The sequence below is a fragment of the Escherichia sp. MOD1-EC4550 genome (assembly GCF_963876935.1).
Lineage (GTDB): Bacteria > Pseudomonadota > Gammaproteobacteria > Enterobacterales > Enterobacteriaceae > Escherichia > Escherichia coli_F.
This window is the reverse complement of sequence record NZ_CAWNSE010000045.1, coordinates 67,275-88,941: the sequence shown is the minus strand read 5'-3', so window position 1 is coordinate 88,941 and position 21,667 is coordinate 67,275. Positions and strand designations below refer to the sequence as shown.

Sequence of the window (21,667 nt, the reverse complement as noted above, 5' to 3'; positions counted from 1 at the left end):
CCCCACTCTCTACAAAGGCTCGGGGCGCCCGAAAAACGGGCATACAGGTTGACCGACAACGATATAAATCGGAATCAAAAACTATGTGTGGAATTGTTGGCGCGATCGCGCAACGTGATGTAGCAGAAATCCTTCTTGAAGGTTTACGTCGTCTGGAATACCGCGGATATGACTCTGCCGGTCTGGCGGTTGTAGATGCAGAAGGTCATATGACCCGCCTGCGTCGCCTCGGTAAAGTCCAGATGCTGGCCCAGGCAGCGGAAGAACATCCTCTGCATGGCGGCACCGGGATTGCTCACACTCGCTGGGCGACGCACGGCGAACCTTCAGAAGTGAATGCGCATCCGCATGTTTCTGAACACATTGTGGTGGTGCATAACGGTATCATCGAAAACCATGAACCGCTGCGTGAAGCGTTAAAAACACGTGGCTATACCTTCGTTTCTGAAACCGACACCGAAGTGATTGCACACCTGGTGAACTGGGAACTGAAACAAGGCGGTACTCTGCGTGAGGCTGTTCTGCGTGCTATTCCGCAACTGCGCGGCGCGTACGGTACGGTAATTATGGACTCCCGTCACCCGGATACCCTGCTGGCGGCTCGTTCTGGTAGCCCGCTGGTGATTGGCCTGGGCATGGGCGAAAACTTTATTGCTTCTGACCAGTTGGCGCTGTTGCCAGTGACCCGTCGCTTTATCTTCCTTGAAGAAGGCGATATTGCGGAAATCACTCGCCGTTCGGTAAACATCTTCGATAAAACTGGCGCGGAAGTGAAACGTCAGGATATCGAATCCAATCTGCAATATGACGCGGGCGATAAAGGTATTTACCGCCACTACATGCAGAAAGAGATCTACGAACAGCCGAACGCGATCAAAAACACCCTTACCGGGCGCATCAGCCACGGTCAGGTTGATTTGAGCGAGCTGGGACCGAACGCCGACGAACTGCTGTCGAAGGTTGAGCATATTCAGATCCTCGCCTGTGGTACTTCTTACAACTCCGGTATGGTTTCCCGCTACTGGTTTGAAGCGCTGGCAGGTATTCCGTGCGATGTTGAAATCGCCTCTGAATTCCGCTATCGCAAATCAGCCGTGCGTCGTAACAGCCTGATGATCACTCTGTCGCAGTCTGGCGAAACCGCGGATACCCTGGCGGGTCTGCGTCTGTCAAAAGAATTGGGTTACCTTGGATCGCTGGCAATCTGTAACGTTCCTGGCTCTTCGCTGGTACGTGAATCCGATTTGGCGCTGATGACCAATGCGGGTACGGAAATTGGCGTGGCGTCCACCAAAGCATTCACCACTCAGTTAACCGTGTTGTTGATGCTGGTGGCGAAGCTGTCTCGCCTGAAAGGTCTCGATGCCTCCATTGAGCATGATATCGTGCATGGTCTGCAGGCGTTACCGAGCCGTATTGAGCAGATGCTGTCTCAGGACAAACGCATTGAAGCTCTGGCAGAAGATTTCTCTGACAAACACCACGCGCTGTTCCTGGGCCGTGGCGATCAGTACCCAATCGCGCTGGAAGGCGCATTGAAGCTGAAAGAGATCTCTTATATTCATGCGGAAGCCTACGCAGCAGGCGAACTGAAACACGGTCCGCTGGCGCTGATTGACGCGGATATGCCGGTTATCGTCGTCGCACCGAACAACGAATTGCTGGAAAAACTGAAATCCAACATTGAAGAAGTTCGCGCGCGTGGCGGTCAGTTGTACGTCTTCGCCGATCAGGATGCTGGTTTTGTGAGCAGTGATAACATGCACATCATCGAGATGCCGCATGTGGAAGAGGTGATTGCACCGATCTTCTACACCGTTCCGCTGCAGCTGCTGGCCTATCACGTTGCGCTGATTAAAGGCACTGACGTTGACCAGCCGCGTAATCTGGCAAAATCGGTAACGGTTGAGTAATTTTCATCATTGATATAAAAGGGCTGCCGACGGGCGGCCTTTTTTATAAAGTGTATCAACGGTTTATTATTGATGCACAAATTAATATAAATATATTCTGAATTATTGGTGATGTCCTATTACGCACTTGATTTTTTACTGTTTTAATAATATTTATATAATAAATTTATATTTAATTTCGCATAATTAATATTATTTTTAGATAAAAATACCCCTTTGGTGTACTATGCCTCTGAATCATAAAATCACTTATTAATTTAAGTTATGATTTAGACTGAAGGATATATTATATCAATGGAGTTTGTATGAAACGTAATATTATTGGCGGTGCAATTACGCTGGCATCTTTAATGTTAGCCGGAAATGCACTTGCAGAAGATGGCGTTGTTCACTTTGTCGGTGAAATTGTCGATAGCACATGCGAAGTGACTTCCGATACCGCCGATCAAACAGTACCTCTTGGTAAGGTCAGTAAAAGTGCGTTTTCAGGAGTAGGCAGCCTGGCGTCACCACAGCAATTTAGTATTAAACTGGAAAATTGCCCAGCAACCTATACTCAGGCAGCCGTCCGTTTCGATGGTACTGAAGCACCTGGCGGAGACGGTGACCTGAAAGTGGGTACACCGCTGACATCAGGTACACCTGGCGATTTTACCGGTACAGGACAAGCGATTGCGGCAACCGGCGTCGGTATTCGTATTTTTAACCGGGCGGATAATTCTCAGGTTAAACTTTATAACGACTCTGCTTATAGCACAATCGACGCTGACGGTAAGGCTGAAATGAAGTTTATTGCACGCTATGTTGCTACCAATACGACCGTAACGGCGGGTACAGCAAACGCGGATTCACAATTCACCGTCGAATATAAGAAATAATTAATACAGGGCCTTTTTATTCAGTTGGCTTTGGCCAGGGAGTCGTTATGTCCAGAAAAAGTTGTTTAATCAGGCTCTTTAAAACAACAATTTCGTGTAATTTATTGAGGATTATTATTCTAAGCATCTTTTTCCTCCAGCCGACATTGACCTGTGCAGGTGTTGTCATTGGCGGTACACGGGTTGTTTATTTGAGTAATAATGCTGATAAATCTATTTCTGTATTTAGTAAGGAAGAAAAAATTCCTTATCTCATCCAGTCATGGGTGGATCCGTTTAATAAAGATGATAAAACTAAAGCGCCATTTATTGTTATTCCTCCGGTATCACGGTTAGAACCCGCGCAAGAAAAAATATTACGTATTGTCCACACTAAAGGCTTGTCATTACCAGAGGATCGAGAGTCTGTCTTCTGGCTAAATATCAAAAATATTCCACCCTCTGCGAGCAGCAAAGAAGCGAACTCGCTGGAAATCGCCGTTAAAACGCGAATTAAGCTTTTCTGGAGACCGGCATCTATCCGCATGATTCCCGAAGATGCCGCACCAAAGGTGAAGTGGCATCGGGAAGGCCGAAATCTTATTGCTGAGAACCCTAACCCGATTCATATCAGCGTGATGGATGTCATTGTTGATGGCCATGATGTACCTCTTAACATGATCCGCCCTTTCGAGACGCTCACGTTACCGTTGCCTGCTAATTCTTCGGGTAGCCAAATGACCTGGCGATTTATTAATGATTACGGTGCGATAAGCGAACCATTAAAGCAAGCGTTGTAAGCATTGCATAAGGATAGGCGAATTATGGTTACGACCAGAATAGCAGTTGGTCTGACGGCAGGGACATGTCTCGTTTTCTCGCAAAGTGTGATGGCCGAGGTCAGCATATTTAATCCGGCGCTGCTGGAAATAGACCATCAATCCGGAGTCGATATTCGCCAGTTTAACAAAGCGAATCACATACCTCCCGGCGTCTACAGTGTTGATATTTTTATCAATGGCAAAATGTTCGAACGGCAGGATGTGACTTTTGTTCAGGATAACCCTGATGCCGATCTGCACGCCTGCTTTGTCGCGGTTAAAAAAACGCTGACTTCCTTTGGTGTAAAAGTTGACGCGCTGAAATCGCTCAATAAAGTGGATGACCAGGCCTGTATTGACCCTGCATCACGCATTGAAGGCTCTACATGGCAACTGGACGGCGATAAGCTGCAACTGAATATCACCATTCCCCAGATCTATATGGATGCGATGGCTTACGATTACATAAGCCCCACGCGTTGGGATGAGGGAATTAACGCACTGACTATCAACTACGATTTTTCCGGTTCACATACTCTGCGCTCGGATTACAGCTCACAGGAGACCGATACCAGTTATCTCAACCTGCGTAACGGACTCAATATTGGGCCGTGGCGACTCCGCAATTACAGCACCTTGAACACCACCGATGGTCGTGCGGAATACAACTCTATCAGTACCTGGATACAACGTGATATTGCTGCGTTAAGAAGCCAGATTATGATCGGCGATACGTGGACGGCGAGCGATATTTTCGACAGCACGCAAATCCGTGGTGCACGACTATATACTGATAAAGATATGTTACCCGCCAGCCAGAATGGCTTCGCGCCAGTGGTTCGTGGGATTGCAAAATCCAACGCCACCGTCATCATTCGGCAGAACGGCTACGTAATTTATCAGTCAGCCGTTCCACAAGGCGCCTTTGAAATCACCGACCTGAATACTGCCAGCTCAGGCGGCGACCTGGATGTAACTATCAAGGAAGAAGATGGTAGTGAACAACGATTCACCCAGCCTTATGCGTCGCTGGCTATCCTCAAACGTGAAGGTCAGACCGATGTAGATGTTAGCGTGGGGGAACTGCGCGATGAAGATGGTTTTACTCCTGACGTGCTTCAGGCACAGATCCTTCATGGCTTGCCCTACGGTTTTACCTTGTATGGCGGCGTACAGGCTGCTGAAAAGTATGGTTCTGTTGCTTTGGGGGTAGGTAAAGATCTCGGTGCTCTGGGAGCCATCTCTTTAGATGCGACACATGCCAGAGCGAAATTTGCAGATGATGATGCGGAAACGGGTCAATCATATCGTTTTCTGTATTCAAAACGTTTTGACGATACAGACACCAGCTTACGCCTGGTTGGCTATCGTTACTCTACCGAAGGCTACTATACCCTCAATGAATGGGCCTCCCGGCAAAATAGTCCCGAAGATTTCTGGCAAACCGGAAACCGTCGCAGCCGTGTGGAAGGAACGTTAACGCAATCGCTGGGCAGAGATTATGGCAACTTATACCTGACATTAAGCCGCCAGCAATATTGGCACACAGATGATGTCGAACGATTAATCCAATTTGGTTACAGCAGTAGCTGGAAGCGCCTCTCGTGGAACGTCTCATGGAGTTATTCCAATACGGCCCGGCAAGGGACGAGTAATAGTTATGCCAATGATAACACCAGCGAACAAATCTACATGCTCTCTTTATCAGTTCCATTATCGGGCTGGTGGGGAAATAGTTATGCCACCTATTCGGTTTCGCAAAATGATGATTCTGGTAGCTCGCATCAACTTGGCCTAAGCGGTACGGCGCTGGAGAAAAATAATCTCTCCTGGAATCTCATGCAGTCCTATAACAGCCGCGATGATCAAGTAGGCGGTAATATGTCGCTGACCTATGACGGTACCTACGGCACGTTAAACGGCAGTTATAACTACAGCCAAAATTCTCAGCGACTCAATTATGGTATCCGGGGTGGCATTCTGGCGCACAGTGAAGGGATAACGTTTAGCCAGGAACTGGGTGAAACCATTGCCCTTATTAAAGCACCGGGAGCCGCAGGTCTGGAAATTGATAATATGCGCGGGGCGGCAACAGACTGGCGTGGTTACACGGTTAAGACACAGCTAAATCCTTATGATGAAAACCGGGTAGCGATCAGCGACAACTATTTCTCTAAGTCGAATGTTGAACTCGATAATACCGTCGTTACGATGGTTCCTACCCGCGGCGCGGTGGTTAAAGCGGAGTTTGTGACGCATGTGGGTTACCGCGTTCTCTTCAGAGTGGTAAATGCAAATGGTAAACCGGCACCTTTTGGCGCCATTGCCTCAGTTCAAAACACAAGTACCGCCGATTCAGGAATAGTCGGTGATTCTGGTGAGCTTTATCTCTCGGGTCTGTCAGATAAAGGGCAGGTCACTTTATCCTGGGGAGGAGACGCAGTCACGAAATGTACCTTTGGCTACTCACTTTCAGTACCAGAAAATGAGAATGGTTTAATTGAGCAGAGTGTCACCTGTAATTAAAGGTTTTTTATGAGAAATAATATTCTGTTGTGGTGTTTTTCTATTGTCGCCATTTTTTACACGAGTACGACTCTTGCGGCCCCTCAAGGTATCTGTACTCCGGATAATGGCGTTTTTCATAGTGTGCTTGATTTTCCTGGATATGTTATTACGGCAACTCAGAATAAAGCGGGGTCCACATTTAATACAACAGTAACTAATGGCGGGTCTTATCCGGCACACTGTCACTGTAATACAGGAAAGGTCGGTGAATTTCCCTATATTTACTACACGGCAAAAATAAATGATGCTTTAAGTTATGCTGGGGTTCATTCTAATGTAAATTACTATAATCTTAATCCACATCTGGATGTGGGTATAGCAATTGATCTTTTGGGGGTCGGATTTGTTAATGCACCATTCGAGTATCATGCTAATGATCCTGATGTAACTACAGTATATAATTGTGGAAGAGAGGAGCCATTAGATATTTCTAGTGGTGCCAAGGCTAAGGTTTATTTTTATATTAAAAAACCCTTTGCGGGAAAGGTAACTATTCCCACAACGCTTGTTGCGAAGTTGTACGGAACTATCAGCCGTGACACACCGATTGATTATTCGCAGCCGATGGCTGATGTTTATGTTCGTGGAGACATCACTGCGCCACAAAGTTGTGAAATTAATAGTTTACAGCCTATTAATTTTGATTTTAGTACTATTCCAGCCGCAGATTTTTCATCTGTTGTCGGGAGTGCTGTGTCAGCGCATAAAATCACCAAAACTGTCACTATTGAGTGTGAGTATTTAGGAATAATGAATACGGATGATATCACTACCTCTTTTTATGCTACTGAACCCAGTAGCGATAATTCGATGGTTGTAACATCAAACCCAAATGTAGGGATAAAAATCTACGATAAAAATAACAGGGAAATCAACGTCAACGGGGGCGAACTACCAACTGATATGGGAGCAACAAGCGTTATTGGTGAGAAAGCTGGCAATGTAACTTTTTCTGCTGCCCCTGCGAGCCTCACTGGTGCACGACCCGCGCCAGGAACATTTACTGCTACGGCAACTATCACCATCGAAATTGTTCGTTAATCAAAGGACAACGGTGTTCCTCGCACCGTTGTCATCAGACACCTCTTTCTAACCTATTTGCACATGACATGACAAAAAGATGACATGGTTTTTCTTTTTTCCAGGTTATAAAAATCAATAAATTACGCATAAATCTCGTTGTGTCATAAAACTGTCATATTCCATACATATAACTGTCACCTGTTTGTCCTATTTTGCTTCTCGTAGCCAACAAACAATGCTTTATGAATCCTCCCAGGAGACATTATGAAAGTTATGCGTACCACCGTCGCAACTGTTGTCGCCGCGACCTTATCGATGAGCGCTTTCTCTGTGTTTGCAGAAGCAAGCCTGACAGGTGCAGGTGCAACCTTCCCTGCGCCGGTGTATGCCAAATGGGCTGACACTTACCAGAAAGAAACCGGTAATAAAGTTAACTACCAGGGTATCGGTTCTTCCGGCGGCGTAAAACAGATTATCGCCAACACCGTTGATTTCGGTGCTTCTGACGCGCCGCTGTCTGACGAAAAACTGGCTCAGGAAGGTCTGTTCCAGTTCCCGACCGTAATTGGCGGCGTGGTGCTGGCGGTTAATATTCCGGGGCTAAAATCTGGCGAACTGGTGCTGGATGGTAAAACCCTCGGCGACATCTACCTGGGCAAAATCAAAAAGTGGGATGATGAAGCCATCGCCAAACTGAATCCGGGTCTGAAACTGCCTTCACAGAACATTGCTGTAGTGCGCCGCGCAGATGGCTCCGGGACATCCTTCGTCTTCACCAGCTACCTGGCGAAAGTGAACGAAGAGTGGAAAAACAACGTTGGTACTGGCTCTACCGTAAAATGGCCGATCGGTCTGGGCGGTAAAGGTAACGACGGTATCGCCGCGTTCGTTCAGCGTCTGCCGGGGGCAATTGGTTACGTTGAATATGCTTACGCTAAACAGAACAACCTGGCGTACACCAAACTGATCTCCGCTGATGGTAAACCAGTTAGTCCGACCGAAGAAAACTTCGCTAATGCAGCAAAAGGCGCAGACTGGAGCAAAACATTCGCTCAGGATCTGACCAACCAGAAAGGCGAAGATGCATGGCCTATCACTTCTACCACCTTCATTCTGGTCCACAAAGATCAGAAGAAACCTGAGCAGGGTGTAGAAGTGCTGAAGTTCTTCGACTGGGCGTACAAAACCGGGGCTAAACAGGCTAACGACCTGGATTACGCCAGCCTGCCGGATAGCGTAGTTGAACAAGTTCGCGCTGCGTGGAAGACCAATATTAAAGACAGTAGCGGCAAGCCACTGTACTAATAAAACACCATGCCGGATAAGGCATTAACAGCTTATCCGGCATTACAAAATGACTTTGTAAACGCGTTTAACTGAAGAGTAACTTATGGCTGCAACCAAGCCTGCTTTTAACCCACCGGGTAAAAAGGGCGACATAATTTTCAGCGTGCTGGTAAAACTGGCGGCGCTGATTGTGCTATTGATGTTGGGTGGCATTATTGTCTCTCTGATCATCTCCTCCTGGCCGAGCATTCAGAAATTTGGTCTGGCTTTCCTGTGGACCAAAGAGTGGGATGCGCCGAACGATATCTACGGGGCGCTGGTGCCGATCTACGGTACTCTGGTGACCTCGTTTATCGCGTTGCTGATCGCCGTCCCGGTGAGTTTCGGTATCGCCCTGTTCCTGACCGAGCTTGCGCCTGGCTGGCTGAAGCGCCCGCTGGGTATCGCCATTGAGCTGCTGGCAGCCATTCCAAGTATCGTGTACGGCATGTGGGGCCTGTTTATCTTTGCGCCGCTGTTCGCCGTTTACTTCCAGGAGCCGGTCGGCAATATCATGTCGAATATCCCGATTGTTGGCGCGCTGTTCTCCGGCCCGGCCTTTGGTATTGGCATCCTCGCGGCAGGCGTGATCCTCGCCATCATGATTATTCCGTACATTGCAGCGGTAATGCGCGATGTATTCGAGCAAACCCCGGTGATGATGAAAGAGTCAGCCTACGGTATCGGCTGCACCACCTGGGAAGTTATCTGGCGTATCGTTCTTCCGTTCACCAAAAATGGGGTTATCGGCGGCATCATGTTGGGTCTGGGGCGCGCGCTCGGTGAAACCATGGCGGTGACCTTTATCATCGGTAACACCTACCAGCTCGACAGCGCCTCGCTGTACATGCCGGGCAACAGTATCACCTCTGCGCTGGCGAACGAATTTGCTGAAGCGGAATCCGGTCTGCACGTTGCCGCACTGATGGAACTGGGCCTGATCCTGTTTGTGATTACCTTCATCGTCCTCGCTGCATCGAAATTTATGATTATGCGCCTGGCTAAGAATGAGGGGGCACGCTAATGGCTATGGTTGAAACGCAAACCACTGCGGCGCTGGCAGAATCCCGCCGCAAAATGCAGGCGCGTCGCCGCCTCAAAAACCGTATTGCACTGACGCTCTCAATGGCGACGATGGCTTTCGGTTTGTTTTGGCTGATCTGGATTTTAATGTCCACCATCACCCGCGGTATCGATGGTATGTCGCTGGCGCTGTTCACTGAAATGACGCCGCCGCCAAATACGGAAGGCGGTGGTCTGGCGAACGCCCTGGCGGGTAGCGGCCTGTTAATTTTGTGGGCCACGGTATTCGGTACGCCACTGGGCATTATGGCGGGGATTTACCTGGCGGAATATGGACGTAAATCCTGGCTGGCAGAAGTTATTCGCTTCATTAACGACATTCTGCTCTCCGCGCCGTCGATTGTGGTTGGTCTGTTTGTTTACACCATCGTGGTAGCGCAAATGGAGCACTTCTCCGGCTGGGCGGGCGTGATTGCCCTGGCGTTGTTGCAGGTACCGATTGTTATCCGCACCACCGAGAACATGCTGAAACTGGTGCCGGACAGCCTGCGTGAAGCGGCTTATGCGCTGGGTACGCCGAAGTGGAAGATGATCTCCGCGATTACGCTAAAAGCGTCGGTGTCCGGGATTATGACCGGTATCCTGCTGGCGATTGCCCGTATTGCTGGTGAAACCGCGCCACTGCTGTTTACTGCGCTCTCCAACCAGTTCTGGAGCACGGACATGATGCAGCCGATCGCCAACCTGCCGGTAACGATCTTTAAGTTTGCGATGAGCCCATTTGCAGAATGGCAGCAATTGGCCTGGGCCGGGGTGTTGATTATTACCCTGTGCGTCCTGCTGCTGAACATTCTGGCGCGCGTTGTTTTTGCGAAGAATAAACACGGTTAACACTTTGCCGGATGCGGTATGAACGCCTTATCCGGCCTACGGTAAGCCTGATTAGCGAAGTGCATCAGGCACGATGAGGAAAAGATTGCAATGAGTATGGTTGAAACTGCCCCGAGTAAAATTCAGGTTCGTAATTTGAACTTCTACTACGGCAAATTCCATGCCCTGAAAAACATCAACCTGGATATCGCCAAAAACCAGGTTACGGCGTTTATCGGGCCGTCCGGCTGCGGTAAATCGACGCTGCTGCGTACTTTCAACAAAATGTTTGAACTGTATCCGGAGCAGCGTGCGGAAGGTGAGATTCTGCTCGATGGCGACAACATCCTGACTAACACTCAGGATATCGCCCTGCTGCGTGCGAAAGTGGGCATGGTGTTCCAGAAACCGACGCCGTTCCCGATGTCCATTTACGACAACATCGCCTTTGGTGTTCGTCTGTTTGAGAAGCTCTCCCGTGCGGATATGGATGAGCGCGTGCAGTGGGCATTGACCAAAGCCGCATTGTGGAACGAAACCAAAGATAAATTGCACCAGAGCGGTTACTCTCTCTCTGGTGGTCAGCAACAGCGTCTGTGCATTGCGCGTGGTATCGCCATTCGCCCGGAAGTGCTGCTGCTCGACGAACCGTGTTCGGCGCTCGACCCTATCTCTACCGGGCGTATTGAAGAGCTGATCACCGAACTGAAGCAGGATTACACCGTAGTGATCGTCACCCACAACATGCAGCAGGCTGCTCGTTGTTCCGACCACACGGCGTTTATGTACCTGGGCGAATTGATTGAGTTCAGCAACACGGACGATCTGTTCACCAAGCCAGCGAAGAAACAAACAGAAGACTACATCACCGGTCGTTACGGTTGATTCAGGAGTGCGTTATGGACAGTCTCAATCTTAATAAACATATTTCCGGCCAGTTCAACGCCGAACTGGAAAGTATCCGCACGCAGGTGATGACCATGGGCGGCATGGTGGAACAGCAGCTTTCTGATGCAATCACCGCGATGCACAACCAGGACAGCGATCTGGCGAAGCGGGTGATCGAAGGCGACAAAAACGTCAATATGATGGAAGTGGCGATCGATGAAGCCTGCGTGCGCATTATTGCCAAACGTCAGCCGACGGCGAGCGACCTGCGTCTGGTGATGGTGATCAGTAAAACCATTGCCGAGCTGGAGCGTATTGGTGACGTGGCGGATAAAATCTGCCGCACCGCGCTGGAGAAATTCTCCCAGCAGCATCAGCCGTTGCTGGTAAGTCTGGAGTCGCTGGGCCGTCATACCATCCAGATGCTGCACGACGTGCTCGACGCGTTCGCGCGGATGGACATTGACGAAGCGGTACGTATTTATCGTGAAGATAAAAAAGTCGATCAGGAGTACGAAGGTATTGTTCGTCAGCTGATGACCTACATGATGGAAGATTCGCGCACCATTCCAAGCGTACTTACCGCGCTGTTTTGTGCGCGTTCAATCGAACGTATCGGCGACCGCTGCCAGAATATTTGTGAGTTTATCTTCTACTACGTGAAAGGTCAGGATTTCCGTCACGTAGGCGGTGATGAGCTGGATAAACTGCTGGCCGGAAAAGACCCGAAAGAGTAACGCTAACTGTAGGTCAGATAAGGCTTTTACGCCGCATCTGGCAATCAGCCCGGTCATACATAGTTACCGGGCTGATAAACTTTCTCCTTGAAATATTGCCACACAAACTCACCTCGAAACTCTCCCCAGTGCAATGCAAATATATTATTTCATTTGAATTATTTTACTTTTAATGTAGTGCCCCGTTATAAAATTTTTTTTGTTATTCCTTTCATTTATATCGTTACCCGCACAGAAAATGGAAAAGAAAACAAAAAAACCAGGGTAAAAGCCCTATATCGGAACATAAAAAATGAGCGATTTTTTACAGTATTCATAGGTGGTTTAGTCATAATCGTATCAAAACAACACCAAAGTGTTCTTTTTTATACAAAACGGTTATGTATTGTGAGCGGGCGAATAAATATTGTGTTCAGGAGAAATGATTATGGCTATATCATCATATAGTACAGTTACAGATAAATTTGCTACTCTGACTAAAATGCCAGATGAAAATCTGAATGAAAAAAATAGAACGCAAAAATATTCAGGAAAAATTGGTTTGTCTCTTGATGATGTGGGTAAGTATTCAGTAACTCATAAAGATATAACAAATATTTTAGCTGGTGATAGTCAATCTTTTCTTAAACGAAGTCTTTGGGAGTTTATACTCGATCTTTTTCCCATGTCTCATATTAAGGAGGCTAAACAAGCCATTGTAGATTTTGTGACGAAAACTGATGATAAAGTTGAGATGTTTAATAGAGTTAAATCTCTCGCCGATCAAGATCAACAATGGCGCTTTAATACGACTACAGAATTTACTGTAGATGAAAATAAAGACATTATTGTTAGTAGAGTATTTAATATAAATATTAATGCGCAAGATTATCATAATGATGCTGAAAAAAACACAATGCGTTCTTTATTTTCTGAAGAACTCAGCTTGGATATTTATAAGCATGATATTCATTTTGATCAGAAGGCTTTTCAATCAGGGATGCTGAAAATACAGTTCCCAAATGATAATGAAAAGCTTAGCGTATATTTAAAAAATAAAATCCCCTTTGAAAATATCACAATCGATTTATCTGCGCTGGAAAAAGAAGCCCTGGCATCTCTAAAATATTGTAACTTTAAAAAAGTGACATTCACTGGTGCTATATCTTACGAAAATCTTAATGGTTCAGTATTTGGAAATTGTTTTTTTGAGGACTGTATTTTTGAGAATGTGTCACTTGTTAGCTCCAGGTATCGAGTAAAACCAAATAATGAAATACCTATTTACGGCGTGTTTAAAGAGTGTTTTCTGTATCGATGTGAAATAAAAAATTTTAACATAGATACATCAAAAATATACTCTGTAAATCAAGATCCCAATGTGGGTAAGCCAGTTGGTGCATATCTGTTTATGCAGTCATTTGTAGATGAGTGTACTCTTCAGGATGGAGTGTGTAAAAATGCAAGTGTTATTGCAAGCAGTTTGTTATGTTGTAAAATAGCAAAGCTTAATGGTGCTGAAATGGATTTCATAGGGACTTCGTTTTATCACAAATATAAATGTGAATTAAAATATGATAATCATTTTTATAATTGTGATTTTAGCTCCTCTGATATGACATACAAGCGAAATGGAATTCGCAAAGATTTACTGGATTTTGATCCCAGAGAGTATTTCAAAAAGGATGGAGGTAAACTTAATCTGGATAAACACATTTCAAACCTTATCTACGTTAATCTTTTCCCTAATATGAGTGGCGGTCGTTATATAAATGATAAATACGTTGCTGATGATATAGATAAATATTTAAAACTTAGTAATTGCAATTTACTTAAAACTTGTTTGGGCGAGTCAATCAATGGAATTAAATTGGATGATTGTGCTATTGATCATTTAACCACTTGGTTAAGTGGTAATCTTGCTGCGAATAGCCAAATTAGAATTCCTGTTTATATGGACATGAAAGGAGCTATAGCTGAAAATGGCATTTCAGATTTCATGAAAAATTTAATGGAAATTAATTCATGGGTAGAAGAATTTAATAATTATGGCAAGGATGCGGAAAGTCATTACCAAAAGGAACTATTATATTTACAATCTTTGTTGGTCAAGCTGGGGCGCTTCAATCTTGATGATGAAGGAAAAAAATATCAACTTAATGGTGAAGCTATCCAGTATATTATATTAAAAGTTTTGTACAATATAGAAAAAGATATAGCCAATGAAATAGATATTGATAAAGTGAATTTCATGCATAAGCTCTATACTGGATTCTTTTGGCAAAGACCTTACGATCAACGTAACTATTTAAAAATAAATCGTTCTGCTATTTCAAACAGCAAAACATTTCACTTCCACTTTGATTTTAATGATTTGCGAAATATTTACAAAGAATATAATAAAAATCATAAAGATGATAGTTTTGATAAAATGCAAAAGATTTTTTTAGCATTGAATGAATTTAAGGAAAGAACGAAAATAAATTATAGGGATTATAGAAAAGTATCAAAATATGTAGATGATAAAGTCGATTTATTCTCTGGCATTGAGCAATACTTACGGTGGGTAATTGAGAAAAATAATGACTATAATAAGAAAAATTATGGCGATATAAAAGACAAATATGCCAAACTTATTGTCGAAAGAAATGATTTAGTCGATACTAAGGATCAATTGATTAAAGAGGATTTTTACTTAAATAATAAAGACAATAAAGATAAAAAAGATGCGGAAAGAATTAATGAGATTAAGGGGATAATAAAGGTGATAGATGGAAAAATACCAAATATAAGTAAAGAGATTCTACATCTTAAGGATGAAACAGAGAGATTGGAGAAAGAGTATCAACAAGAAAATACACTTAATGATGTAGTTCAAAATATCAGGAGTTGGCTAAAAGAAAATGAAAATATGGTGAAAGCTATTAAGAAAATTGATACTGAATAACATGGCGAATAAATAAACGGATCAAGTCGTTCCTGTGACAATGAGGTTATACGAAAAGACGCTTACTCATCAGAAATTTGGTATGCTTTAATTAAACCAGTGTCGCTGATGTGTAAGCGTTGACGTTGGGAGGCGATTAAATGGTTATACCACTCCTACGCCTTTTCCAGACGGCGTATAAGAGTGCAACATGTTGAGTTTTCCGAGCGAATGGTGCATTTTACTAACCGAGCCATTTGAAACAACCAACGCAATAAAAAAGACTGGAATAATAAGCCTGTATTTATTATTCATCGCAATCGCACTCTACGGTTTTATCCTGCAGAAATGAGACTACTTCCAGCGGTTGTGGATTATCCCTGGGCGATAGTCATAGTCTGGTGTCAGGATTCACAAATGACCTGTTACCTGACATGGATATAAACACAACATAGAGTGCGGTAGTTAATCTGAATCATCTATTTTTCGGCTACACAGCACAAAACAACATTATTGATTCTTTATAAGAGAGAATCTCTCCATTATTTTTATATAAATCATTATTAAGAAAATCCAGAAGCTCTTGCCTTACACTATAAATATTGACTTTTTGGTCAACCAACGACAGTAATATATCCTTGATACCTTTTAATTTCATATTTCTATCAGATATTGTATTAAAAGTGAAGATGATATTACGTTTATTACAACTGGAGAACCAATATTTTAGAGTATTATTCGTCCACTTTGTTGGTGTCTTAATTAGTTGCGCTGTTGTTGTTTTTACATTGTTAAATGTAGAACCGCTAAAATTTGTCCCGACGCACGAAATGAAATTCATCTCTGAATTGTCAAAATTGCAATTCTTTATCTCACACATATCAAGGTTAACATCATGAAATGTCGAATATTTCATGTTTGCATGTGAAAATAAACATGCAATAAACGTTATATATTGCAACCTGGCATTACAAAAAGATTTATTTTTAAAATCAAAACAAAAGGTTTTTTTTATTTTGAAATTGTTATTATATCTGCAATGTAAAGAAATCATGTTTTTTATTAACTGATAACACCATTGTGATGATTCTGGTAATTCATAGGGATGTAAATGGATGTTTTCATCGAATATAACCTGTGAGTTATGGTTGTTTATTGAAGATATATGGAAGCTATCATTTGTTAAAGCTATGGTTGTGCTAAAATTATGGTGGTGATCAGCGCTCATGAAATCAAATGTAACAATGTCGTTGTTTTCTTTCTTTTCTTTGTGATATGCGTTTAAAAAAGAAATATTTTCGATCTGTTCATCAGTTAATGTCAATGGCATTTCGTCATCAAAGAAAGCGTAATCGGCATTTGGGACTGGAATATTTTCAATTGAGCATAGTTTTAATAAAAAAATATGAAAACAATGGAACTTATTTTTATGCATAAGAGAACTTAATCTCTGTTGTATCTTCTGTAGTTGTCCTTTGGGAAGTAAATGCTGTAAATTTGAAAATGAGCCATCTAAAATATATTTATATGTAAAAAGGTCCTCTCTCTGACCAGTTATCAAAAAATCGTCAGGTATTTTAGAAAAACGATTGATATGACATAAATATTCCATTTGCTCCATGTCTATATACTTATGGGGAACTGCGTGGTTTGGTGGTGTGCCAATAAGATTATCCATAAATCACCTTGATAAAATTTAATAAAATCTCTTTATTCTAACATTGACAATATAACCAGCTATAAAAAATCGCTCATTTTCGGATATTGCGGTTTACCTGAGGGATGGTTCGTTATGCCTAAAAATTGGGAATCCAGGGTAAACACCCTGGATTAAATCGAGGGAAATGAGCTATTTTTTACAGTATTCACTGGTAATATAAGTAACACTTGTTGCTAACCTGGCTAGCGGTAGTGTTAATTAACAATCTAGATGTCGTTATTTTTAAACACCCTAATATTGCACATCGGAGGATTTATGGTTGCTAAATTAAGATCAGATGTTCTTATAAATGCTAATCCCTTTTCAGAGGTGAAAAATGAGAAGCATAAGCATAACGGATATTCTGACAAGGTTACTTTAGATATTAATAATAAGAAATACGATGTAAATTTTAAGGATATTGAAAATATTCTGGATGGTAATGGGGCATTATTTAAAAAACGTACACTGTGGGAGTTTATTCTCGATCTTTTTCCCGGATCAAATATTAAACAAGTTAAAAGCTTAATTTACGATTTTGTGACAAAAAATGATAATAAAGCGGAGATGTTCAAAAATATTAAATCTCTGGCCAAAACAGAAGAACAATGGCGATTTAGTACTACTACAGATTTTACCACAAATGAAAATAATGAAGTGGTTGTGTGTAGATCTTTTAATCTCTACACGGGGGAGACTGTAAATGAGGCCGATAAGCATCAAGTTTTTTCTGAAAGATTCACTCTTGATAACTATCTTGATGATTTACATTTTGATAATTCTCCCATGAAGAGATTAAAGTTTTCTGATAATGCTGTAAAACTTACGACGCTTATTAAAAATAAAATCCCTATTTTTGATACAACTATCAATTTAACTTCGTTGCCTAAAGATGTATTAAATTCATTAAAATATTGTAGTTTTAAAAATGTAACTTTTTTAGGAAATATAGAAACTCCGACCCTTGAAGGCCCAGTTTTTGAAAATTGTTATTTCGAAGATTGTAAGTTCAACAACATACATTTTTATGATCCTAATGAAAAAACTGCAGAGTCAGGAAATGAAAAATCAATAATAGGTATGTTTAAAGGTTGTTTTATTTCTAAATGCGAAATAAAACAATATAGTTGTGAGACGTCTCAAGTCTACACCGTTAAACAACCCGTCAATATCCAAGAAAAATTAGGGGCTTATCTCTTTATGCAGTCTTTTGTTCAAGACTGTACAATTCAGGGAGGTAGTTGTCCTGGATCGAGTATACTTCTGAGTCATTTTTATAACTGTGATATCACAGGACTTGAAGCTCCTGGAATGAAATTTTTGGCAAACTCATTCAACAAGTCTAATAATAATTACATCAGGGGGAGGGATCATGGGCTAGTATTTAATAATTGTACTTTGAACTATATTAAAATAAACAGTGGTCTTGGTGAAGCTGGTTCAGGTAAATATATGTTTAACCCCATTGAGTATTTTTCTGAACGCATTGAAAGAAGATCGAGAACTCTTAAGTTAGATGATAATTTTATTAAATGTGCAGACAATATTAATAAAGGTATTAACTCTTCATATAGCAATGAAAATACAGAGAATAATAACGTTTTCTTTAAAAATAGTCGTTTGCGCGGGGCGGAACTGGGCTATTGTTACAGAGAGGACAGACTCGAAGGCTGTTCTATCGATTCTGCTACAATTTATTCACAAGGTAGTCTTACCGATAAAAAATACATTTATATGAATATAGACGGAGCTATAAGTAAAGAACAAATACCAAATTTCATAAGTCAGGCAGATGCTCTATATAAAGACATAGTGGAACTTAGAAAATCCTTGCCAAATACTCGGCTAATATATGAAAAAGCATTTGCAGAATTACAGTCGTTTTTGTCCGCACTCTATAATGAAAAAGGATCGTTTAAAGAGGAATTTTCTTTTGATATTGAAAAAGTTAATTTTTTTATTTTCAAAGATATGCATGGTAGGGCACAACATATCATTAACAATATGATAGGAAGTGACAGAATTAACTTTGTTGAATCTGTCATAAAAGAAATAATTTCTCAGTCAAATGCACAAGAAGATCCTAAATATTCAGAAGGATTTATCCGAAAAGAAAGGCAAGAGTCTCATAACCAATTTGATAGAAATTTAAATTTTAAATTTAAAGATCTTGTCCCCCTATTTGACGATGTTGATATAGACAACATTAAAGCGCTAAAAAATCAACTAGAAAAAATAAAATCTTTTAAAGAATTTTACGACTCAGCACTCAATAATTTTGCTTTCGATTTTCAAAATCTAGCAGGTATATTTAAAATTAACAAGGAAAGTTTAATCCAATATTATCAGGTAGTAAAAGAGTCCAATGAGGGTTACGAGGACATATTGCAAAAAATTAACGAATTAACAAATGATCATAATAAAATTGTGAAAGAGAAAGCACAACTAGTTAGTGAAAACAAAGATAATTTGACGCGTAATGATATACAAAGAAAATTAAATAACTTTAAGATTGATATTGATAAAATAGATGATGAAATACGAACTTACCAGGATATTGTTCAAAATTATAGTCGGGAGAAAAAATATAAAAAGTATAAAAAACTCAGTGAAATAATCTTGAATATTATTACATGGTTCGATAAATATCCCGATATTGTGAAAAATATAACCCAGGCTTAGCTAAGCAGAGAGTGATTGACTGGACGAATAACGACATAAATTTTTGAAAGGGAAACATACGCTTACTCATCAGACACTTGGTAGTCTTTATCTCAAACCAGCGTGACTGATGTGTAAGCGTTAAAGTTCGGAGCAATTAACGCGCTATATCCCAGCCGCGAGCCTTCCAGAGCGCAGGCAGTTGCGCCAGCTCGGTAAAGGTGGTGACTTTCGGGTGAACGATCGGCTTATTGTGCGGGTCAGCGCAGAAGTAAAACACTTCCATACCGGCATCTATCCCTGACTGCGCACCGGCGCTGGAGTCATCGACCAGAATGCAGTTTTCAACGTTCACATTCATCGCTTTTGCCGCATGGAACATTAATGCCGGGTCAGGCTTCCAACGCTGAATGTCGTAACCACTGAACAGTTTTTCCGGGAAGTAGTGCAGCATATTGAGCTTACCAAGCGAATGCTGCATTTTGCTCACCGGGCCATTAGAAACCACGCACATCGGCACGTTAACGCTCGCCAGCAATTCGTTCGCTCCCGTGATGACCTCTAGTTCGCTATCAAACAGGCGGGTGACTTCTGCGCGGTAAACGTGCTCTGCATCGGCCTGGACCATCGTCACGCCCTGCTCTTTACTGATGATATCGATGATTTCATAGAGTTTTACGCCTTTAAAACGGGTAAAAATCTCTTCCAGGTCAACGTTAATGCCAAATTCCCTGAACATCGTGACATAGGCGCGAGAGCAAATGACCTCGCTATCGACCAGCGTACCATCGCAGTCGAAAAATACCGCTTCTATCTGGGACATGTCTTTCCTTTATCATTAGTTTAACGTTTTCGTCATGCAAATTTGCACAACGCAATCGTTGCCGTATAAGCAAATACAATGAAAAAAAGTTAACTTCAGCCGTCCATATTGTCTCATTTTGGTATACGATAGCGACGGATTTTCCCTCCTTGTTCGGAAATAGATAATGAGTCAACAACACACAACCCAGGCTTCTGGCCAGGGGATGCTGGAACGCGTGTTTAAACTGCGCGAACATGGCACGACGGCACGGACCGAAGTGATCGCCGGTTTTACCACCTTCCTGACGATGGTTTACATCGTTTTTGTTAACCCGCAAATTCTTGGCGTTGCTGGCATGGACACCAGCGCCGTCTTCGTCACCACTTGTCTGATTGCTGCATTTGGCAGCATTCTGATGGGACTGTTTGCTAATCTGCCAGTTGCACTGGCACCAGCAATGGGCCTGAACGCATTCTTCGCTTTTGTGGTTGTACAGGCGATGGGCTTGCCGTGGCAGGTCGGGATGGGCGCAATCTTCTGGGGCGCGATGGGTCTATTGTTACTGACAGTTTTCCGCATTCGCTACTGGATGATTGCTAATATTCCGGTAAGTCTGCGTGTGGGCATCACCAGCGGTATCGGCCTGTTCATTGGCATGATGGGGCTGAAAAACGCGGGCGTGATTGTCGCGAATCCCGAAACGCTGGTGAGCATCGGTAACCTGACTTCTCACAGCGTGCTGCTGGGTATCCTCGGCTTCTTCATCATCGCTATTCTGGCCTCGCGCAATATTCACGCGGCGGTGCTGGTTTCTATTGTGGTGACGACGCTGCTGGGCTGGATGCTGGGTGATGTGCACTACAACGGCATCGTGTCTGCGCCACCGAGCGTAATGACAGTAGTGGGTCATGTCGATTTAGCCGGTTCGTTTAATCTCGGTTTGGCAGGGGTGATTTTCTCTTTCATGCTGGTCAACCTGTTTGACTCCTCCGGTACGCTGATTGGCGTGACTGATAAAGCAGGTCTGGCGGATGAGAAAGGTAAATTCCCGCGCATGAAGCAGGCACTGTATGTCGACAGTATCTCTTCCGTGACAGGTTCGTTTATCGGTACTTCTTCTGTTACGGCGTATATTGAGTCCTCTTCCGGCGTTTCTGTTGGTGGTCGCACCGGTCTGACGGCAGTGGTTGTTGGTCTGCTGTTCCTGCTGGTTATCTTCCTGTCGCCGCTGGCGGGAATGGTGCCGGGATATGCCGCAGCTGGCGCGTTGATCTACGTTGGTGTGCTGATGACCTCAAGTCTTGCTCGCGTGAATTGGCAGGATCTTACCGAATCCGTTCCAGCGTTTATTACCGCCGTGATGATGCCGTTCAGCTTCTCGATTACCGAAGGTATCGCACTGGGCTTTATCTCCTACTGCGTGATGAAAATCGGTACCGGACGTCTGCGTGATCTTAGCCCGTGTGTGGTTGTGGTGGCGCTGCTGTTTATCCTGAAGATTGTATTTATCGACGCTCACTAAAACCGATAGTTCGTTAAAAAAACCCGCCACGCGCTACCGCAGGCGGGTT

General features: G+C 43.2%; 15 protein-coding genes and 1 pseudogene. 14 read left to right on the top strand and 2 right to left on the bottom strand.

Annotation, left to right across the window (positions count from 1 at the left end; all coding sequences use genetic code 11):
• Positions 1-83 precede the first annotated feature (83 nt).
• The 12 genes and pseudogenes from glmS to AACU19_RS20515 all read left to right on the top strand — a co-directional run bounded on the left by glmS (position 84) and on the right by AACU19_RS20515 (position 14,952).
• Entirely contained in the window at positions 84-1,913 is a 1,830-nt protein-coding gene (gene glmS / locus AACU19_RS20570) for a glutamine--fructose-6-phosphate transaminase (isomerizing) (RefSeq protein WP_039020331.1), read from the top strand.
• 305 nt (positions 1,914-2,218) lie between these two features.
• Positions 2,219-2,791 carry a long polar fimbria major subunit LpfA-O113 gene (gene lpfA-O113 / locus AACU19_RS20565; RefSeq protein WP_000827820.1) on the top strand — a complete coding sequence of 191 codons (573 nt, stop codon included), beginning with the start codon at positions 2,219-2,221 and terminating at the stop codon, positions 2,789-2,791.
• Between the two features lie 47 nt (positions 2,792-2,838).
• Complete coding sequence (gene lpfB-O113, locus AACU19_RS20560) at positions 2,839-3,570, top strand: long polar fimbrial chaperone LpfB-O113 (protein ID WP_105278462.1); 732 nt, start codon at positions 2,839-2,841, stop codon at positions 3,568-3,570.
• A 24-nt stretch (positions 3,571-3,594) separates the two neighbouring features.
• Complete coding sequence (gene lpfC-O113 / locus AACU19_RS20555) at positions 3,595-6,117, top strand: long polar fimbrial usher protein LpfC-O113 (RefSeq protein WP_105278461.1); 2,523 nt, start codon at positions 3,595-3,597, stop codon at positions 6,115-6,117.
• Positions 6,118-6,126: 9 nt separating this feature from the next.
• Complete coding sequence (locus tag AACU19_RS20550; protein ID WP_103253845.1) at positions 6,127-7,200, top strand: fimbrial protein; 1,074 nt, start codon at positions 6,127-6,129, stop codon at positions 7,198-7,200.
• Between the two features lie 246 nt (positions 7,201-7,446).
• Positions 7,447-8,487 carry a phosphate ABC transporter substrate-binding protein PstS gene (gene pstS / locus AACU19_RS20545; RefSeq protein ID WP_000867152.1) on the top strand — a complete coding sequence of 347 codons (1,041 nt, stop codon included), beginning with the start codon at positions 7,447-7,449 and terminating at the stop codon, positions 8,485-8,487.
• Positions 8,488-8,572: 85 nt separating this feature from the next.
• Complete coding sequence (gene pstC / locus AACU19_RS20540) at positions 8,573-9,532, top strand: phosphate ABC transporter permease PstC (protein WP_000741620.1); 960 nt, start codon at positions 8,573-8,575, stop codon at positions 9,530-9,532.
• The gene (pstA, locus tag AACU19_RS20535) at positions 9,532-10,422 is read left to right on the top strand and encodes a phosphate ABC transporter permease PstA (RefSeq protein ID WP_001252002.1); all 891 of its coding nucleotides are present in this window, start codon (positions 9,532-9,534) and stop codon (positions 10,420-10,422) included. The genes pstC and pstA overlap by 1 nt, the downstream gene beginning before the upstream one ends.
• Before the next feature lie 90 nt (positions 10,423-10,512).
• Positions 10,513-11,286 carry a phosphate ABC transporter ATP-binding protein PstB gene (gene pstB / locus AACU19_RS20530; protein WP_000063126.1) on the top strand — a complete coding sequence of 258 codons (774 nt, stop codon included), beginning with the start codon at positions 10,513-10,515 and terminating at the stop codon, positions 11,284-11,286.
• A 14-nt stretch (positions 11,287-11,300) separates the two neighbouring features.
• Positions 11,301-12,026: a phosphate signaling complex protein PhoU gene (gene phoU, locus AACU19_RS20525; RefSeq protein WP_000377785.1), complete on the top strand. Its 726-nt coding sequence runs from the start codon at positions 11,301-11,303 to the stop codon at positions 12,024-12,026.
• A 427-nt stretch (positions 12,027-12,453) separates the two neighbouring features.
• Positions 12,454-12,601, top strand: a pseudogene (locus AACU19_RS20520) (hypothetical protein).
• Positions 12,568-14,952: a type III effector protein gene (locus tag AACU19_RS20515; protein ID WP_157945112.1), complete on the top strand. Its 2,385-nt coding sequence runs from the start codon at positions 12,568-12,570 to the stop codon at positions 14,950-14,952. Before AACU19_RS20520 ends, AACU19_RS20515 begins: the two are co-directional and overlap by 34 nt.
• A gap of 469 nt (positions 14,953-15,421) precedes the next feature.
• Here AACU19_RS20515 and AACU19_RS20505 read toward each other — a convergent pair whose 3' ends face one another.
• On the bottom strand, positions 15,422-16,609 hold the full coding sequence (locus tag AACU19_RS20505) for a pentapeptide repeat-containing protein (protein WP_105272122.1): 1,188 nt from the start codon (positions 16,607-16,609) through the stop codon (positions 15,422-15,424).
• 297 nt (positions 16,610-16,906) lie between these two features.
• Here AACU19_RS20505 and AACU19_RS20500 point away from each other — a divergent pair, with 297 nt between their 5' ends.
• The gene (locus AACU19_RS20500; protein ID WP_105278459.1) at positions 16,907-19,312 is read left to right on the top strand and encodes a type III effector; all 2,406 of its coding nucleotides are present in this window, start codon (positions 16,907-16,909) and stop codon (positions 19,310-19,312) included.
• 136 nt (positions 19,313-19,448) lie between these two features.
• Here AACU19_RS20500 and yieH read toward each other — a convergent pair whose 3' ends face one another.
• Positions 19,449-20,114, bottom strand: a complete 666-nt coding sequence (yieH, locus tag AACU19_RS20495; protein ID WP_032185525.1) for a 6-phosphogluconate phosphatase — start codon at positions 20,112-20,114, stop codon at positions 19,449-19,451.
• A gap of 166 nt (positions 20,115-20,280) precedes the next feature.
• Between yieH and adeP the strand changes: the two genes are divergently transcribed.
• Positions 20,281-21,618: an adenine permease AdeP gene (adeP, locus tag AACU19_RS20490; RefSeq protein WP_001355069.1), complete on the top strand. Its 1,338-nt coding sequence runs from the start codon at positions 20,281-20,283 to the stop codon at positions 21,616-21,618.
• The last annotated feature ends 49 nt before the right edge of the window (positions 21,619-21,667 follow it).

Bases quoted from the DNA above. Each gene is read 5' to 3' on its own strand.
- yieH (WP_032185525.1), bottom strand. From the start codon at position 20,114: ATGTCCCAGATAGAAGCGGTATTTTTCGACTGCGATGGTACGCTGGTC.
- pstC (WP_000741620.1), top strand. From the start codon at position 8,573: ATGGCTGCAACCAAGCCTGCTTTTAACCCACCGGGTAAAAAGGGCGAC.
- phoU (WP_000377785.1), top strand. From the start codon at position 11,301: ATGGACAGTCTCAATCTTAATAAACATATTTCCGGCCAGTTCAACGCC.
- pstB (WP_000063126.1), top strand. From the start codon at position 10,513: ATGAGTATGGTTGAAACTGCCCCGAGTAAAATTCAGGTTCGTAATTTG.
- pstS (WP_000867152.1), top strand. From the start codon at position 7,447: ATGAAAGTTATGCGTACCACCGTCGCAACTGTTGTCGCCGCGACCTTA.
- adeP (WP_001355069.1), top strand. From the start codon at position 20,281: ATGAGTCAACAACACACAACCCAGGCTTCTGGCCAGGGGATGCTGGAA.
- lpfC-O113 (WP_105278461.1), top strand. From the start codon at position 3,595: ATGGTTACGACCAGAATAGCAGTTGGTCTGACGGCAGGGACATGTCTC.
- lpfB-O113 (WP_105278462.1), top strand. From the start codon at position 2,839: ATGTCCAGAAAAAGTTGTTTAATCAGGCTCTTTAAAACAACAATTTCG.
- AACU19_RS20505 (WP_105272122.1), bottom strand. From the start codon at position 16,609: ATGGATAATCTTATTGGCACACCACCAAACCACGCAGTTCCCCATAAG.
- glmS (WP_039020331.1), top strand. From the start codon at position 84: ATGTGTGGAATTGTTGGCGCGATCGCGCAACGTGATGTAGCAGAAATC.
- lpfA-O113 (WP_000827820.1), top strand. From the start codon at position 2,219: ATGAAACGTAATATTATTGGCGGTGCAATTACGCTGGCATCTTTAATG.
- AACU19_RS20550 (WP_103253845.1), top strand. From the start codon at position 6,127: ATGAGAAATAATATTCTGTTGTGGTGTTTTTCTATTGTCGCCATTTTT.
- AACU19_RS20500 (WP_105278459.1), top strand. From the start codon at position 16,907: ATGGTTGCTAAATTAAGATCAGATGTTCTTATAAATGCTAATCCCTTT.
- pstA (WP_001252002.1), top strand. From the start codon at position 9,532: ATGGCTATGGTTGAAACGCAAACCACTGCGGCGCTGGCAGAATCCCGC.